The 16,774-nt window shown below is 67.5% G+C and carries 15 protein-coding genes; 3 read left to right on the top strand and 12 right to left on the bottom strand.

Annotated elements, in window-relative coordinates; genetic code table 11:
* Positions 1–8: 8 nt before the first annotated feature.
* The 8 genes from QSJ18_RS08575 to QSJ18_RS08540 all read right to left on the bottom strand — a co-directional run bounded on the left by QSJ18_RS08575 (position 9) and on the right by QSJ18_RS08540 (position 10,107).
* Positions 9–764: a sirohydrochlorin chelatase gene (locus QSJ18_RS08575; RefSeq protein WP_286325943.1), complete on the bottom strand. Its 756-nt coding sequence runs from the start codon at positions 762–764 to the stop codon at positions 9–11.
* Positions 757–1,971, bottom strand: a complete 1,215-nt coding sequence (locus tag QSJ18_RS08570) for a uroporphyrinogen-III synthase (protein WP_286325942.1) — start codon at positions 1,969–1,971, stop codon at positions 757–759. The genes QSJ18_RS08575 and QSJ18_RS08570 overlap by 8 nt, the downstream gene beginning before the upstream one ends.
* Entirely contained in the window at positions 1,971–2,387 is a 417-nt protein-coding gene (gene nirD / locus QSJ18_RS08565; protein ID WP_286325941.1) for a nitrite reductase small subunit NirD, read from the bottom strand. The genes QSJ18_RS08570 and nirD overlap by 1 nt, the downstream gene beginning before the upstream one ends.
* The gene (nirB, locus tag QSJ18_RS08560; RefSeq protein ID WP_286325940.1) at positions 2,384–4,969 is read right to left on the bottom strand and encodes a nitrite reductase large subunit NirB; all 2,586 of its coding nucleotides are present in this window, start codon (positions 4,967–4,969) and stop codon (positions 2,384–2,386) included. Before nirB ends, nirD begins: the two co-directional genes overlap by 4 nt.
* 59 nt (positions 4,970–5,028) lie before the next feature.
* A complete protein-coding gene (locus QSJ18_RS08555; RefSeq protein ID WP_286325938.1) occupies positions 5,029–6,558 on the bottom strand; it encodes a nitrate/nitrite transporter in 1,530 nt (509 codons plus the stop codon).
* 219 nt (positions 6,559–6,777) lie between these two features.
* Entirely contained in the window at positions 6,778–7,635 is an 858-nt protein-coding gene (locus QSJ18_RS08550; protein ID WP_286325937.1) for a TIGR02569 family protein, read from the bottom strand.
* Between the two features lie 117 nt (positions 7,636–7,752).
* Entirely contained in the window at positions 7,753–8,970 is a 1,218-nt protein-coding gene (gene moeZ / locus QSJ18_RS08545; protein WP_286325936.1) for an adenylyltransferase/sulfurtransferase MoeZ, read from the bottom strand.
* Positions 8,971–9,069: 99 nt separating this feature from the next.
* Entirely contained in the window at positions 9,070–10,107 is a 1,038-nt protein-coding gene (locus QSJ18_RS08540) for a DUF3152 domain-containing protein (protein ID WP_286325935.1), read from the bottom strand.
* A gap of 66 nt (positions 10,108–10,173) precedes the next feature.
* Between QSJ18_RS08540 and QSJ18_RS08535 the strand changes: the two genes are divergently transcribed.
* Entirely contained in the window at positions 10,174–10,836 is a 663-nt protein-coding gene (locus QSJ18_RS08535; protein ID WP_286325934.1) for a TetR/AcrR family transcriptional regulator, read from the top strand.
* A 109-nt stretch (positions 10,837–10,945) separates the two neighbouring features.
* On the opposite strand, the gene QSJ18_RS08530 is transcribed toward QSJ18_RS08535, so the two are convergent.
* Together QSJ18_RS08530 and QSJ18_RS08525 are read right to left on the bottom strand one after the other, a co-directional pair.
* The gene (locus QSJ18_RS08530) at positions 10,946–11,176 is read right to left on the bottom strand and encodes a DUF3107 domain-containing protein (protein ID WP_286325933.1); all 231 of its coding nucleotides are present in this window, start codon (positions 11,174–11,176) and stop codon (positions 10,946–10,948) included.
* A 201-nt stretch (positions 11,177–11,377) separates the two neighbouring features.
* The gene (locus QSJ18_RS08525; protein WP_286325932.1) at positions 11,378–12,067 is read right to left on the bottom strand and encodes a ferritin-like fold-containing protein; all 690 of its coding nucleotides are present in this window, start codon (positions 12,065–12,067) and stop codon (positions 11,378–11,380) included.
* Positions 12,068–12,393: 326 nt separating this feature from the next.
* Between QSJ18_RS08525 and QSJ18_RS08520 the strand changes: the two genes are divergently transcribed.
* Both QSJ18_RS08520 and QSJ18_RS08515 read left to right on the top strand, forming a co-directional pair.
* Entirely contained in the window at positions 12,394–14,007 is a 1,614-nt protein-coding gene (locus QSJ18_RS08520; protein WP_286325931.1) for a DEAD/DEAH box helicase, read from the top strand.
* A 54-nt stretch (positions 14,008–14,061) separates the two neighbouring features.
* Positions 14,062–15,324 (top strand): Rv3212 family protein, encoded by a 1,263-nt coding sequence (locus tag QSJ18_RS08515; RefSeq protein WP_286325929.1) that lies wholly within the window; start codon positions 14,062–14,064, stop codon positions 15,322–15,324.
* A gap of 11 nt (positions 15,325–15,335) precedes the next feature.
* Here the strand turns inward: QSJ18_RS08515 and QSJ18_RS08510 are convergent, their stop codons facing one another.
* Together QSJ18_RS08510 and QSJ18_RS08505 are read right to left on the bottom strand one after the other, a co-directional pair.
* Positions 15,336–16,127 carry a ParA family protein gene (locus tag QSJ18_RS08510; protein WP_286325928.1) on the bottom strand — a complete coding sequence of 264 codons (792 nt, stop codon included), beginning with the start codon at positions 16,125–16,127 and terminating at the stop codon, positions 15,336–15,338.
* 129 nt (positions 16,128–16,256) lie between these two features.
* A complete protein-coding gene (locus QSJ18_RS08505) occupies positions 16,257–16,688 on the bottom strand; it encodes a hypothetical protein (RefSeq protein ID WP_286325927.1) in 432 nt (143 codons plus the stop codon).
* Positions 16,689–16,774: the final 86 nt, after the last annotated feature.

Below are 16,774 nucleotides of genomic sequence, written 5' to 3'. Positions count from 1 at the left end.
GGTCGGGATCAGCGGCGCAGCAGTCGGACTGCGGCCTCACGGCGGTACGGACTGATCGCGGCCCGCATGCGGGTGACGATCAGATCGACGATGCGCGGATCGGCACCGAGCGGCGCCGCCACCACGTCGGCCCCGTAGGTCGACAGGCGCTCGTGGAACAGTCCGGGTGCCAGCAGGTAGCTGGCCACGACGACACGACGGCCGCCCCGCCCGGCTGCCTCGATCGCCTCGGGCACCGACGGGCGGGCCGTGGTGATGAACCCGACCTCGACCCGGCCACCAATCAGCGACTCCAGCTGCCGCGCCGCGAGATGCACCTGGCCGCAAGCGCTTTCGTCTGATGAACCGGCCGCGGCGAGCACCACCGCGTCACCCGGCTCCCAGCCTGCCTCGATCAGCCGCAGTCTGGCGACCGCGGCGATCGCCGGATCGGGTCCGAGCGCCCGGGTGACGATGGCGTCGGTACGTCCGCTGGCCAGCACGTGTTCGGGTAGATCCTTGCGCACGTGATACCCCGACGCCAAGAACGCCGGTACGAGCAGCGCGGGCCGATCGGTGTCGGCGATGACCTCACTCGGCGTCGGACCGAGTACGTCGACGAAGGCCGTCCGTGTCGTCCCCACCCGGCGACTGACCGCCTCGGCGATCTCGGCGATCACATCGAGCCCACGAGCGCTGCGCGTCCCGTGTGCCACGAGTACCGGGCTGACCTGACCCAGCCGATCCCCGAAGGGCAGCCGGACATCACTGGCGTATTCACTCATGTCCTGCACCCTTTCCGCCGTCCTCGTCGTTGTCCTCGGCGTCGTACTCCAGGTCGACGGCGAGCCGATAGCCGCGTTTGACCACGGTCTGGATCATCTTGGGATAGCCGAGTGCCGCCCGCAGGCGCGCCACCGCCACCTCCACCGCATGCGTATCGGAACTGTCGCCGGGCAATCCACCGAGCAGTTCCTGCCGGGACACGACCCGGCCCGGCACCCCGGCGAGGATCTTCAGCAGGATCATGCTGGTCGCCGACAAGTCCCGGACCTCACCGTCGACGATGACGGCCTGCCCGCGGATGGCGGTGTCGTGTCCGGCGACGCGGAGCGTCCGGCTGCGACGGGGAAGTTCGTCGGTGATCAGCCGGGCCAGTGCACCGAGCCGGAACCGCCGCGGGTAGATCACCGGGATCTGCAGCGCCTCAAGAGGACTCGCCGTCACCGACCCCACCGCCAGCACCGGTACCGCGGTCCGCAACGCGGACACGAACTGCGGCAGCTTGCCCAGTTCCTTGGCTCGGGTGAGGATCGCCGCCGCCGCCGGGGCGCTGGTGAAGGTGATCGCATCGAGATCGCCGCGCAGCACCGCCCAGATCATCTTGTCGATCGCGTCGACGTTGGGATGCATCCGCCAGCGGTACACCGGGATCGGAACCACCTCGGCGCCCGCGGCGCGTAGCACCGTGCAGAAGTCCGGCAGCGGTTCCCATTCGGAGGTCGCCCCGTGCAGTTGCACCGCGATCCGAACGCCCTCGACTCCCTCGGCCAGCAGCCGGTCGAGTACCTCGGAGGAGGATTCACTCTCCGGCGACCATTCCTCGCGCAGTCCGGCGGCCCGGATCGCCCCCTTGGCCTTGGGGCCGCGGGCGATCAGCCTGCTCTTGCCGAGCGCTTCGAGGACGGCCTCGGCATCGCCCCAGCCGTCGGCGGCCTCCACCCAGCCGCGGAAACCGATACCGGTGGTGGCGACCATGATCTGCGGCGGATCGGTGATGAGTTCCTCGGTCACCCGCTCCAACTCGGTGTCGTCCACCAGGGGCAGGATCCGGATGGTCGGCGCATGCATGACGTCGGCACCGCGCCGGGTGAGCAGCGCCGCGAATTCCTCGGCTCGCCGGGCGGCGGTCACGCCGATGGTGAACCCGGCCAGCGGCAGCGGGTCGGGTGACTGATCGGGCTGACGATCGGTGTCAGATTCGGTGGCCATCACGCGGGAACGAACACCTCGACGGTGTGGTCGACGAGCCGCACCGCATAGCTACCCGCGGTCATCGACTCGTCGTCGAGGCAGATGCCCGTCCGCAGGGAGAAGACCTGCTTGCCCAGCGGACTCGCGACGGTCGGCTCGCCACCACGGTCACCGGTCAGACCGCGAGAGAGCACCGCGGCGCGACCGAAGGGATCGACGTTGCCGATCGCGTACAGGCGCGACCGCCCCAGCGTTGCCTCCCGGTCGGTCTCGACGGCCGGAATCCGGAACAACGCCACCTGCACACCACCCGGTCCGAGGACCGCGACACCGCGGCCGACGACCAGGTCGTCGATCGTGCACGCGCGCACCCACGTCCCGGTGCTCTCCATCTCGTCACTCCCTACCGTCGCACTCGATGCCGTCACACTCATGTCGGCACCCCTTCCTTGTTCACCACACCGCTGTCCACGACACCGCTCGCGGCCACCGACCCGCCGGGCGCGGTACGCACCGTCGGAAGGTCGAGCAACACCGGAACCATCCGATCGGCCTCGGTGAACCGGATCGTCTCGTCGACCTCATCCGGCGCGTTGACGAACGACACGAACCGCTTGAGCTTCTCCTCGTCGGCCAGCACGGCCGCCCACTCGTCCTGGTAGCCATCCACATGGCGCTCCATCGCGGCCTCCAGATCTGCGGCGAGTCCGAGGCTGTCGTCACAGACCACCGCTTTCAGATGGTCCAGTCCGCCCTCCAGGGACTCCAGCCACGGGGCTGTGCGCTGCAGACGGTCGGCAGTGCGGATGTAGAACATCAGGTACCGATCAATGTAAGCGACCAGCGTTTCGTCATCCACTCCACTGGCCAGCAACTGCGCATGTTTGGGGCTCTGACCACCATTACCCGCCACATAGAGGTTCCAGCCGTGCTCGGTGGCGATCACACCGACATCCTTGCCGCGCGCCTCGGCACATTCGCGGGCACAGCCGGAGACGCCGAACTTGATCTTGTGCGGCGACCGCAGCCCGCGGTAGCGGGTCTCCAGCCGCACCGCCATGCCCACCGAGTCCTGGACGCCGTAGCGGCACCACGTCGACCCGACGCAGCTCTTCACCGTGCGCAGGCTCTTGCCGTAGGCCTGACCCGATTCCATGCCGGCGTCGACCAGTCGCCGCCAGATCTCCGGAAGCTGGTCGACACGTGCACCGAAGAGGTCGATGCGCTGACCACCGGTGACCTTGGTGTACAGCCCGAAATCGCGCGCGATCTCGCCGATGACGATCAGCTGCTCGCCGGTCACCTCACCGCCGGGCATGCGCGGCACCACCGAGTACGACCCGTTCTTCTGCAGATTCGCCAGGAAGTGATCGTTGGTGTCCTGCAGAGCGGCCTGCTCGCCGTCGAGGATGTGATCGCTGGAGGTCGAGGCGAGAATCGAGGCGACGGTCGGCTTGCAGATCTCGCAGCCCTGCCCGGTGCCGTAGCGGTCGATCAGCCCCGAGAAGGTGCGGATGCCGGTGACCGCGACGATCTCGAACAATTCGGCCCGGGACTGCGCGAAATGCTCACACAGTGATTTCGACAACTCGACGCCCGACGACTCCAGCAACGCCTTGATACTCGGCACACAGCCACCGCAGGTGGTGCCGGCGTTGGTGCAGCCCTTGATCGCGGCGATGTCGCACGATCCGTCGGCGATGGCCGAGCAGATGGTGCCCTTGGACACCCCATTGCAGGAGCAGATCTCGGCATCGTCGGGCAGCGCGTCGATGCCGACACCGGAACCGCCACTGCCGGCCGGGATGATCAGCGCCGCGGGGTCGCCGGGGATCTCCCGGCCGACCATCGGCTTGAGCATCGCGTAGGCCGACGCATCGCCGACGAGGATCCCGCCCAACAGCGTCTTGGCATCGTCGGACAGCACGATCTTGGCGTACTTTCCGGCCACCGGGTCGTGGTAGACGATCTCCAGCGCGTTCTCCGTCGTGCCCATCGCATCGCCGAAGCTGGCGACGTCGACGCCGAGCAGCTTGAGCTTGGTGGACAGGTCGGCGCCCGGGAAGACCGCGTCACCGCCGAGGAGACGGTCGGCGACCACCTCCGCGGTGCTGTAGCCGGGCGCCACCAGGCCATAGCAGACACCCTCGACCGCCGCGACCTCGCCGATGGCGAAGATGGCTTCGTCCTCGGTGGCGCCGCCGACATCGGTCAACACCCCGCCGCGCGGCCCGACCGGGAGTCCGGCGGCCCGTGCGAGTTCGTCACGCGGCCGGACACCGGCCGAGAAGACCACCAGCGCGGCGTCGATCTGCGAATCGTCGCTGAGCGTCACCGTCAGCCCGCCATCGGCGTTGTCGGCGATGCCCGCGGTGCCGACCCCGGTGTGCACATGCAGACCGAGGTCGGTGACCAGGTTGGCCAGCACCGACCCGCCGCCGTCGTCGACCTGCACCGGCATCAGCCGCGGGGCGAACTCGACGACGTGCGGGACCATACCCATCAGCTTGAGGGCGTTGGCCGCCTCCAGGCCGAGCAGACCACCGCCGACGACGACGCCATGTGCACCCGGGCCGGCCGCGGTTGCCGCCGTGCGGATGCCGTCGAGGTCGTCGAGCGTGCGATAGACGAAACACTTCTCGTTGTCGTGCCCGGGCACCGGCGGCACGAAGGCGTACGAACCGGTGGCCAGCACCAGTGCGTCATAAGCGATTTCGCGACCACTGCTGGTCACGACCCGCCGCCCGGCACGATCGATATCCGTCGCCCGCTCGGAAAGGTGCGTGGTTACCGCGGCGTCACCCGCGTAGGCGTTGCCCGCCAGTGCCAGCGAATCGCGTTCCCAGGCACCGACATAGGAGGACAGGCCGACTCGGTCGTATGCGGGGTCGGATTCCTCGCACACGATCTCGACACGCCAGGCGCCGGTGATGTCCCGCTCGCGCAGGGTCTGGACGAAACGGTGTCCCACCATGCCGTGGCCGACCACGACAACTGTTTTGGACTCGCTGGTCACTGGTTACTCCTTGATTGAGGACGGACGTCCGGGCTGACGGGCGGCGTCGTCTCGGACGGCTAGGCCAATGCCTTGTCGGTGGCACCGGGATCGGTGGTCGAGGTCGTGACGTCCTCGGCCTGCCCGGTCGTGACGGTCTCTTCGGTCATGCCGGACTGCTCGGTCTTACCGTCCGCAGCGACGACGGGAAGGTCGGTCGTCTCACCGACGACGATCTGGCGACGTGCGTAGAACCACCAGGTCACCACGGCGGCGAGGACGTAGAAGCTCATGAACACCCAGAAGGCGAGGGTGGCCGACTTGTTGGACTGGTAGCTGGCCCGCAGCACCAGGTTGATACCGACGCCACCCAGACCTCCTGCGGCTCCGGCGATTCCGATCAGTGCGCCGGACATGCTGCGGGACCACTTGGTCTTGGCGAGACTGGTCATGCCGGGCAGGAACTGCGCCTTGTGCTCCCAGATCGTCGGGATGATCTTGTACACCGAGCCGTTGGCGATACCGGAGATCAGGAACAGCAGGATGAAGCCGGTGATGAAAGCGGCCAGCACACCGCCGGTGATGACCTTGCCGTTGTTGTCGGCGATCGTGCCGGCGACCACCAGGATGGCCGAGGAGAAGATCATCGCGATGAAGCAGTACAGGGTGACCTTGCCGCCGCCGATGCGGTCGGCCAGCTTGCCGCCGTAGGGGCGGGCCAGCGACCCGAGCAGCGGTCCGATCCAGGCGATCTGGGCGGCGGCCAGCGCGGGCTTGCCCACCCCGGCCGAGGTGAAGCTGAGGTTGAGGACCTGGCTGAAGGCGAAACCGAAGCCGATGAACGAGCCGAAGGTGCCGACGTAGAGCAGGCAGATCAGCCAGGTGTCGCGGTGCCGCAGGCAGTCGAGCATGGCCTTGCCGCTGGAGGTCTGGTGATCGAGGTTGTCCATGTAGAGCGCCGCACCGACACCGGCGATCGCCAGCGCGAACAGGTAGACGGCACAGACGATCTCGGGGCTGTCCGCAGCCAGCCAGATGACCAGCAGACCGATCAGCTGGACGGCAGGCACCCCGATGTTGCCGCCGCCGGCGTTGAGGCCCAGGGCCCAGCCCTTCAGACGCTGCGGATAGAAGGCGTTGATATTGGTCATCGACGATGCGAAGTTGCCGCCACCGAAACCGGTGATCGCAGCCACCGCGAGGAACCAGCCGAAGCCGAACTCGCCCGGGTTCATCATCAGCATCATCGTCAGGCCGGTGGGGATGAGCAGGACTACCGCGGAGAAGATCGCCCAGTTGCGGCCACCGAAACGGGCCGTGGCCTGGGTGTAGGGAATGCGCAAACATGATCCGACGAAAGTCGCCGTCGCCGCGATGACGAACTTCTGATCTGCACTGATGCCGTACTCGGCACCCATGAACAGGGTCATCACCGAGAACAGTGACCAGACCGAGAAGCCGACATGTTCACAGATGACCGACCAGATCAGATTTCGCTTGGCGATCTTGTCGTTGCCCGCGTCCCACGCCTCCCGATCTTCGGGATCCCAGTCGGTGATCGTGTGGTCACGGGTGAGGTTCTTCTTCAGGTCTGAAAATGCGGATGCCATATGTGTTCCGGTCCCATGCTGTGGTTGTCGCCCGCCGGGCGGACGATGGAGCTGTAGAGGACACCGACGACAGCATTGTCGTGCGATTGGAACCAAAGTTAAGGACCGCGTGTTGCACGGGTTTGCACTCCGATGACCGCGTGGTCACGTTGTGCTCACATCGACACAGGCGATGTGTGAGAGGTTGTGGGATCGGCATCACACGACCCCGACCTGCGGTTATACGAGCAGGCGCACGATTTCGACGACTCGTTCCAGCCCAGGGAGTGCGCCCGCGGTGGACCTCGGGTGCAGGGCGTGCACAGCCAATCGAAACATCGTGGCCCGCAGCATCATCTGCGGCCACTCCGGCTGATCAGCCCATCGGTGCACCAGCCCCTCGTCGGCGCCGCCCCACGCGAGCGAGTCGACGACGGCCACCGCGGCCGCCCAGGACGCCGGCCGCCAGTACGGCACGATGTCGGTGATGCCGGGTGCCGCAGCACCGGCGAAAAGTACCGTACCGAAGAGATCACCGTGCACCACCTGGGACGGCAAGTCGACCGGTTTACGCAGGGTGCCAAGGGTTTTGATGATCTCGACGCTGCGCATGCCGTCCTCCGACGACGGCTCGGCCATCCCCGCACCGCGCGCCGACCGCAGCGGCACGTCCTCCCACGCGGCACGATCGGCGGCCGTGAAGACGTCGACGTCGGTATGCGGCGGGGCAGGCGGTTGCAGCAGAAAACGCGGCCGGTCGAGACCGGCGGTCGCCTCGTGCAGGCGGTCGGCGACGGCGACCACTTCGTCATGTCGTGGTTCCGGTGAACCCGCGATGTAGGTGTCCGCACGCCAACCCGACACCACGTACCGGCCATCGGTCGCACGGAATGGCCGTGCGATGCGTAGACCCTCGACGTAGAGCGACTCACGCACCGAGGCCGACCACGCGGCCCGCGCATGATCGGGCACCAAGGAGAGCACGACCTCACCCACCCGCCAGCCCCCGAGCCACGAATCCCCCATCGGGATCGGCGGGTGGGAGGTCAGCCCGAATGTGTTGAGCACATGCTCGGGCGGCTGCAGGGAAGCGTTCACAACTGCAGAGATTACCGAGCCGAACACCACGAACCCGGCAGCGACGCACGTCGCGGAAGCACCGACACTACCGCGACTGTGACACACGCCACCGGATAATCCCGGCGTCCGGTCGCCTCAGTAGACCGGCAGCGATTTGTCGACCTGGTTGGCCCACGCCGTCACGCCACCCTGCAAGTGGGTGGCGTCGGCGAAGCCGGCCCGTTTGAGCGCGGCCAGTGCCTCGGCGGATCGGACGCCGGTCTTGCAGTAGAGCACGGTCGGCCGGTCCTGCGGGATGTCGGCCAGCCCGGCTCCGGAGAGGATGTCGCCCTTGGGAATCAGGGTGGCGCCGTCGATGTGCACGATGTCCCATTCCACCGGTTCACGCACGTCGATCAGTGCCAGCTTCTCCCCGGCGTCGAGTTTGTCCTTGAGTTCCGCGGCGGTCAGCGTCGAATCCGCGGCCGCGGCGGCAGCGTCGGCGGAGACGACGCCGCAGAACTCCTCGTAGTCGATCAGCCCGGTGATCGATTCACCGTCGGGATCCTTGCGGATCCGGATGGTGCGGTAGGTCATGTCGAGGGCGTCGTAGACCATCAACCGGCCCAGCAGGGGTTCGCCGATGCCGCAGATCAGTTTGATGGCCTCGGTACCCATGATCGAGCCGATCGACGCGCACAGGATGCCCAGCACGCCGCCCTCGGCGCAGGAAGGCACCATTCCCGGTGGCGGCGCCTGCGGATACAGGTCGCGATAGTTGATACCCCGACCGTCGGGCGCGTCCTCCCAAAAGACCGACGCCTGGCCCTCGAAGCGGTAGATCGAACCCCAGACATACGGCTTGTGCGCCAGCACCGCGGCATCGTTGACGAGGTAGCGGGTGGCGAAGTTGTCGGTGCCGTCGAGGATCAGGTCGTAGGTGGAGAACAACTCCACCGCGCCTTCGGGCTCCAGACGCTGATCGTGGATGTTGACGGTGACGTACGGGTTGATCTCGTGGATCGAATCGCGGGCGCTCTCGGCCTTGGGCCGCCCGACGTCGGACTGTCCGTGGATCACCTGCCGCTGCAGATTGGACTCGTCGACGACGTCGAATTCGACGATGCCGATGGTGCCGACGCCGGCCGCGGCCAGATACAGCAGCGTCGGCGATCCCAGGCCACCTGCACCGATGACCAGCACGCGGGCGTTCTTCAGACGCTTCTGCCCGTCCATACCCACGTCGGGAATGATGAGGTGCCTGCTGTAGCGGGCGACCTCGTCATTGCTCAATTCCGCGGCCGGTTCCACCAGCGGCGGCAACGACCCAGTTGATGGCACCCTGTGCGACGACACGACCGCCTCCGTCTTCATCCATGATGGTCTGTCCGCGATGACCCGCGGCTTCTGGCTGCAACGACGACGCGGCGGCTGCCATTCCCCGGGCCCGACCCGACGTCGGTGTCCCGGAACTTAGTGCGCCGTCGGATACGGCCACGGATTCGGCCGGCACACGTAGTTCGGATTCGCCTTCATCTTGGGATCGAGCGCGACGATCTGACGATTGGCGACCCCGAAGGACTGCTGCATCATGATCGGCGCGAGCGACCCGTCTTCCTTACAGGGCTCGTGCGCCTCATAGCCGATGCCGTGCCCGACCTCGTGGTTGATCAGGTACTGCCGATAGGCCAGCCCGTCGCCCTCGTAGGAGGTCGCGCCACGCACCCACCTGGCCTCGTTGAGAACGACGCGCCCGTCCGGCGGATAGAAGCAGGAGGTCTCCAGCCGGATCTGGTAGCCGCACAGTTCGCGAGTGGTCGCGGTGGAGGTCAGCGACACCCGCAGGTCGGGTTCACCGGAATCGATCCGACGGAAGGACACCTTGCCGTCGCCGATCCAGCTGTGCCGGTTCGCCAGGGTGGTGTCGACCATGTGCGCGAAGGTCTTGTCACCACCGAAGTCGTTGGGGTTCAACCCATTCTCGACTTCGACGGTGTAGGTGTATTCCTGTCCGGTCCCGACGCGCGGGGACGTACCCTTCACGGCGTGAAAGACACGTTTGCCGGTCCGGGTGTATGGGCCGCCGTCCGGTAGCGCCCCGGCGGGCAGCGCGGCCTCCTGGATCTTCCCGGTCGGTACGCCGATCGGCCGGGTCTCCTTGGTGACGTCGGTGTTGCGCACGCCTTCGGGGTCGGTGTCCAGCGTCGCCGACGCCGTCGAACGGCTGTCGTGGACGGTCACCACGATCAGCACGATCGTCAGGATCACCAGGACCGGGATCGCGTAGGCCCGCCACCCGTAGGTGGTGACGAACCGGCCGAGCGCGGACTGCATCTTCCGGTTGGACGCAGCATTGCGGTCGGCCCGCGGCCGGCCGTTGTCGTCAGTCGGATCCCACCGCGCACGCAGTGGCTGATCCGGCCGAGGACGCCCCGACGATCTCGGGCCGACATCCCTGGTGTGTCCCTGTCCGTCCACCGGATCGGGGCCACCTTCCTCTGTGCGGCTCACGGATCAACTTTCTCACAGCGCACCGCAGATGCTGCGCAGGAAGGTCCTCCGAGTACGCTCAGACGCATGTCGACCACCGCCAATGCGTCCGCCCAGACCGGGCGAAGCACGCGCCTGCCCCGCAGCGCCCGACGCATGCAGCTGCTCGACGCGGCCAGCGAGATCTTCGTCGAACGCGGATACCACTCTGCGGGCATGGATGAGATCGCAGTACACGCCGGCGTCAGCAAACCTGTCCTGTACCAGCATTTTCCGTCGAAGCTCGACCTCTATATCGCCGTGGTCGACAGCCACTCGGAGAAGCTCGTCAGCGACGTCAACAACGCCCTGCGAACCACCACCGACAACCGTCAGCGCGTCCGTGCCGCGGTGCAGGCATTCTTCGATTTCATCGACCAGGACAACTCGGGTTATCGGCTGATCTTCTCCTCGGATGCGATGGATCCGGCGGTCGTCCGGCGCGTCGAGGGCGCCACCGAAGCGTGCGTCGACGCCGTCTACGGACTGGTGATGCACGATTCCGGTCTCGACCCCTACCGGTCACGCATGCTGGCCGCCGGGCTGGTCGGCGCCAGCCAGGTCAACGCCCGCTACTGGCTGGAGGCCAAGCGGCCGGTGGACAAGCAGGCCGCGGTGGACACCACCGTCGCACTGCTGTGGGGTGGTCTGGCCGGCGTGCCCAAGCAGGCGGCAGCCGAGGCCAGGGCAACCGCCGAACTCGACGGCTGACCCCCCACCCAGATATCACGACAAAACTGCGGCGACCCCACCTTTCCGGTGGGGTCGCCGCAGTTCTGCTCTCGCGTTTCTACGCTCGCGTTTCTACTCTGGGTGCCGGTCAGGAACCGAAACCGACCTTGCGGTTCTCGGACGCACCGACCTCGACATAGGCGATCTTCGTCACCGGCACGATGTAGCGCGCACCCTTCTCGTCGACGAGGGACAGCAGCTGCTGGCTTCCACCGAGGGCCGCCTCGACCGCCGCATAGGCCTTCTCACTGGTGAGGTCCGACGTAATGGTCAGCTCACGCGGGCTGTCGGTGATGCCGATCTTCACTTCAACGGACATTGGCCACCCTTCTCATTCGATCTCCGGTACCGATCGATCTTCGGAATCGACCCTGTCACCAAGGCTAGTGCAGCCCTCGCGACCCCCGACACCCGCTCCGCTGACAGCGAAAACAGGTGTCATAGGTGCACTCCCCGCCGTCGGCGATCACCCTTTGCGGCCTCACCATCGCGCCGGCGCCTCAGGGAGCAGTGGTCGTTCTCAGCCCAGACCCAGATCAGACATCCGTTGGGCGTGCCGGTCGGCGACTGCGTCGAAGAAGGTGGCGACCCCCTGCAACGACGTCGCACCCCGGAACAGCAGATCGGTGACCTCTTCCTCGGCGGCGAGAACCCACTGCGCGTGGGTGATCGCCTCACCGAGCAGGCGACGACCCCACAGCGTCAGCGGTGAGGCCAATTCCGGCCGCACGGCCAACGCGGCCCGGACCTGATCGCGAGCGAAATGCGAACTGTCGGTCGCCGCCATCACCTCCGCCACCAGCGCCTGCGCGTCGGCGGGAAGCACACCGGCCAACTCGGAGTAGAAGTCGGCGGCCAGCCCATCCCCCACATACGCCTTGACCAGCGCCTCCAGCCAGGTCTTGGGGGTCGTGACGTCGTGGTACTGGTCGAAGACCGAGCGATACCGGGTGACCGCCTCCGCCGGATCCATTCCCGCTGCCGACACCCGCTCGGCAAGTTTCTCGAAATGCGCGATCTCCGAGCCCGCCATCCGCGCGATCGCGACCTGACTCGGCACGTCGGGCGCCATCGCCGACTCGTCCATCAGGCGGTAGAACGCGGTGAATTCGCCTGCCAGCAGCACGGCGAAGAGTTTGACGATCGCCGGGTCATCCGGGTCGACGGTGAAAGGTTGGGGGGTCTCGGACGATGGCGTCGGGCTCGTCATGCACTGATCGTAGGCACCGCGCGCAGCCTTCACCAAGTGACCTCGAAACCTCGCCGCCGACACCACCGCAACGGCCGCGATGCAGGGCAAACAGCGACCACCAAGTACACTCGACACCGGTAGACCGGGCCACCGCCCGCCGCTCCGCCCTTCCGGCGGGAGCGCGCCGACGTGCGAGGCGACGCCCCGCGAGCGATTTCCCGCTCGCGCGCGGACGTCACCGATCCCGGCGACCGCGACATAGCGCGCGCACTTTCGAGCCATCTCGTCCGTGCCGGAGACAGTGCGTGCATGAGACGACAGGCCAGAAAGGCACATAACCGCACATGACTGATTCGACCGTGCAGACAACCAGCACCGACGACGTGCAGACCACCATCGTCGACGAGTCCCACACCTCCCCGACCTTCGCCGAACTGGGTGTCGACGACCGTATCGTCGCCGCCCTCGCCGAGGACGGTAAGACGCACACCTTCGCCATCCAGGAACTCACACTCCCGCTGGCGCTCAGCGGCGACGACCTGATCGGTCAGGCTCGCACCGGTATGGGCAAGACCTACGGCTTCGGCGTGCCCCTGCTGCACCGCCTCGCCAACGCCGAGGCCACCGGGCTGCGGGCACTCGACAACACTCCGCGAGCCCTGATCATCGTCCCGACCCGCGAACTGTGCCTGCAGGTACACGGCGACCTCGAGGTTGCCGCCAAGGGCGTCGGCATCACGCTGGCCGACGGCACCCCGCGAGATCTGAAGATCACCGCGATCTACGGCGGGCGGCCCTACGAGTCACAGATCGCCGAACTGCAGTCGGGCGTCGACGTCGTCGTCGGCACCCCGGGTCGACTACTCGACCTGGCCAACCAGGGACACCTGGTGCTCGGCAAAGTCGGGGTGCTGGTTCTCGACGAGGCAGACGAAATGCTCGACCTCGGCTTCCTGCCCGACATCGAGCGCATCATGGGCGCACTGCCCACCCCGCGGCAGACCATGCTGTTCTCGGCCACCATGCCGGGGCCGATCGTCACGCTGGCCCGCACCTTCCTGAACCGGCCGACGCACATCCGCGCCGAGCACGCCAACGACTCCGCGGTCCATGAGCGCACCACCCAGTACATCTTCCGCGCTCACGCACTGGACAAGGCCGAACTGGTCGCACGCGTCCTGCAGGCCGACGGTCGCGGCGCGACGATGATCTTCACCCGCACCAAGCGGACCGCACAGAAGGTCGCCGACGATCTCGCCGAGCGCGGCTTCTCCGTGGGTGCCGTGCACGGCGACCTCGGTCAGGTCGCTCGTGAGAAGGCGCTCAACAAGTTCCGCGAGGGCACCATCGACGTGCTGGTCGCCACCGACGTCGCCGCCCGCGGCATCGACATCGACGACGTCACCCACGTCATCAACTACCAGTGCCCCGAAGACGACAAGACCTATGTGCACCGGATCGGCCGTACCGGTCGCGCCGGCCGCACCGGCATCGCCATCACCCTGGTCGACTGGGACGAGCTGCACCGCTGGGAACTGATCAATTCCGCCCTGGGACTTGGCATCCCGGCACCGGAAGAGACCTACTCGACTTCCGAGCACCTGCGTGAGCAACTGTCCATCCCGGAGTCGGCGACCGGCCGCATCGTCGCCCCACGGCCCGAACGTGACGGGACGCGCGAAGAGCGCAAGCCGCGCGAACGCAACAGCACCCGCACCCGCACCCGCCGCCGCACGCGTGCCGGCAAGTCGGATGCGGGCACCGCACCCGCCGCGGACGCCCCGGCAGCGACCACCACCGCCGACGCCGGTGCCGCTACCGACAGCGACCAAGCCGCGGAGAACGGTGCGGGCAAGCCGCGTCGCCGCCGCCGTCGTCGTTCCGGCGCCAAACGCAGCGGTGACGGGCAGACCACCGACAATCAGGCCGCCGACACCGCGGCCGCCACCGCCGAATAGGCTCGGCGACACCAACCGCCAACCCGACCCCCTGACGACAGGTTCGCCGCTCCCGTGCCACGAGTCGCCCCGGAACGCCGCACCCGGCTCGATCTGACGATCACCGCGATCATCGTGGTGCTCGTCGTCGCAGTCGGCGTCCTGGCCTGGTATGTCAGCCCGGTCCGCCATACCGACAGCGCCCAGGCGGCGCACACACCACCGTCGGTGGACCCGGTGCGCACGATCCCGGCCGCGTTCCGGGCCGCCTGGCACGCCCACTCACCCGCCACCACCGTGCCGGCCGTCGGTGACGCCGTGGTGGTGACCGGCGACGGCGGCACCGTCATCGGCCGCGACCCGCGAACCGGGCGAGAGATCTGGAGCTACCGGCGCGACCTCGCGCTGTGTGCCACCGCCACCGCATGGCCGGGGAGCGTCGACTCGGTACTCGCCGTGTACCGCAATTCACGGGGATGCTCCGAGGTGACCGCCCTCGACGCCAAGACCGGCCGCCGGACGGCCGCCCGGTCCAGCGACGCCGACCCGACGCTGCGGCTGATCACCGACTCCGGCTACATCGTCGCCCAGGGGCCGACCCGGCTGGAAACCTGGGGATCCAACCTCGTGCGTGGCATCGAATACGGCCGCGTCGACGCACCCGTGAACCCCGACACCCAGCCGGGCCGGGCCGACTGCACGCTGTTCTCCTCGGCGGTCTCCGGCGACCGGGTGGCGGTCGTCGAACGCTGCGGCAACGAACCAGGCTTCCGGCTGACGGTGCTCGGCGCAGTCCTCGACGCCGAGGAACACGTCACCCAGTACGGTTCGTCGATCATCACCAACGGCGCCGTCGGAGCCGCACCGGTCATCATCGGCATGAGCAGCGAAGCGATCACCGTCTACGACGGCGGGGTCAACACCGTCACCCGCTCGGCGCCGACGATCCGTCGCTTCAACACCGACGGTGCGCCGTTGACCGCCAACGGAACGACCGTCGACGGGCTGCCGACACCGCCACCGTCTAGCTTTCCGCTGCGTAGCGAAACAGTCGTCAGCTATTGGACGGGCGTGTCAACGGTGGTGCTCGATGCCGATACCGGGGTCGCCCGCTATCAGGTACCCGGAGCTCTCGGTCCCGGCGCGATCATGGCCGGGCAGCTCCTCCTGCCGAGCCCGAGTGGAATCAGCGTCCGCGACCCGATGACCGGACGCGAACTGCGCACCATCCCCCTCACCCGCAGCGGCCCGGTGTCGGGACCGATCAGCCTGCGCGTCATCGGCGACATGGTCGTCGAAACCCGCGGCGGCGACGTGGAGACCTTCGTTCCCGCCTGATCAGATTGCGATCACACGTCCTCGAAAGTCCGGACCGGCTCGCCCGCCTCCCAGTGCTTCCACAGATTCTCGGCGAGTTCCCGATAGGCCGACGCACCCTTGTTCTTACGTCCCCGCATCACCGACGTACCCGATGCCGAGGCCTCCGCGAACCGGACGGTCCGCGGGATCGGCGGTGACAGCACCGGCAGGTCGTAGCGGTCGGCCACATCGGACAACACGTCGCGGCTATGGGTGGTGCGTGCGTCGAAGATCGTTGCGACCGCCCCCAGCATCGTCAGATTCGGGTTGGTGATCTGCTGCACCTCACGAACCGTCCGCAACAGTTGTCCGACTCCGCGATGAGCCAACGTCTCGCACTGCAGCGGCACGACCACCTCATCCGCGGCGGTCAGCCCGTTGAGCGTGAGCACCCCCAGCGACGGCGGGCAGTCGAGGAGGATGACGTCGTAATCCTGTGCCACCTCGGCCAGCGCACGCTTGAGTGCATACTCACGCCCGGGCCGCATCAGCAGCAGAGCCTCCGCCCCGGCGAGGTCGATGGTGGCAGGAAGGAGGGTGACGTTGTCCTCGGTGTCGAGGAGGACGTCGGCGATCTCCTCGTCGCCGAGCAGCACGTCGTGCACCGAGGTCTCCAGCTGATCGGGATCATGCCCCAGCGAAAAGGTCAGGCAGCCCTGCGGATCCAGGTCGACGACGAGAACCGACACATCGAGATCCGCGAGCGCGGCCCCGAGGGACTCCACGGTGGTGGTCTTGGCGACCCCACCCTTCTGATTGGCAATCGCGAGGGTGCGCGTCATGGGCACTACTGTACGGCCACCCCACCGCGCGTACGCGGTGTGCGTCGGGCAACACCGCGACTCAGCCGTCGGCACATTGCGACTCAGCCGTCGGCAACATTGCGACTCAGCCGTCGGCAACATTGCGACTCAACCGTCGGCGTCGATCTCGCCGGCCAGCCAATTGATCGCGGACGGACTGAACAGCACCCCGAGCACGGTCAGCGCAGCCAACCCGAGCGGCACCCCGAACACCGGCTGATGACTGGTGAACAGGTAGTAGGCCACCGGTAGCAACAGGATCTGGGCTACCAGCGCGATCGCGCGGCCCCAGCGGCGGCCGGCGATCAGCGCGAGTCCCCCGACCAGCACACCGCCACCGATGATGCCGAACCACGCCGCCGTGCCGTACCCACTGATCGCGGTCTCCCGATGCCCGGCCAGACCTCGCACCACCAGCACCAGGGCGGCGACGACCGCTATCAGTCCTTCGACCGCGGTAACCGCACCGGCGATCCGGATCGAGGTCGGCGGACGCGCCGGGATCTCGTCGTGGACCTCGCCGATCGGTTCCTTGCTCACCGCCCCAGCCTATGGGGTGCCGACCACGACGGTGCGGCCCACCCACCGCTGCCGACGGCGGCGGGGGGTGGGCGATGTGCGGCGAA

Source organism: Gordonia heveisoli, from assembly GCF_030315745.1.
In the GTDB taxonomy this organism is placed as follows: Bacteria; Actinomycetota; Actinomycetes; order Mycobacteriales; family Mycobacteriaceae; genus Gordonia.
The sequence above is the reverse complement of the archived record's forward strand: the minus strand, read 5'-3'. Positions and strand labels throughout refer to the sequence as shown.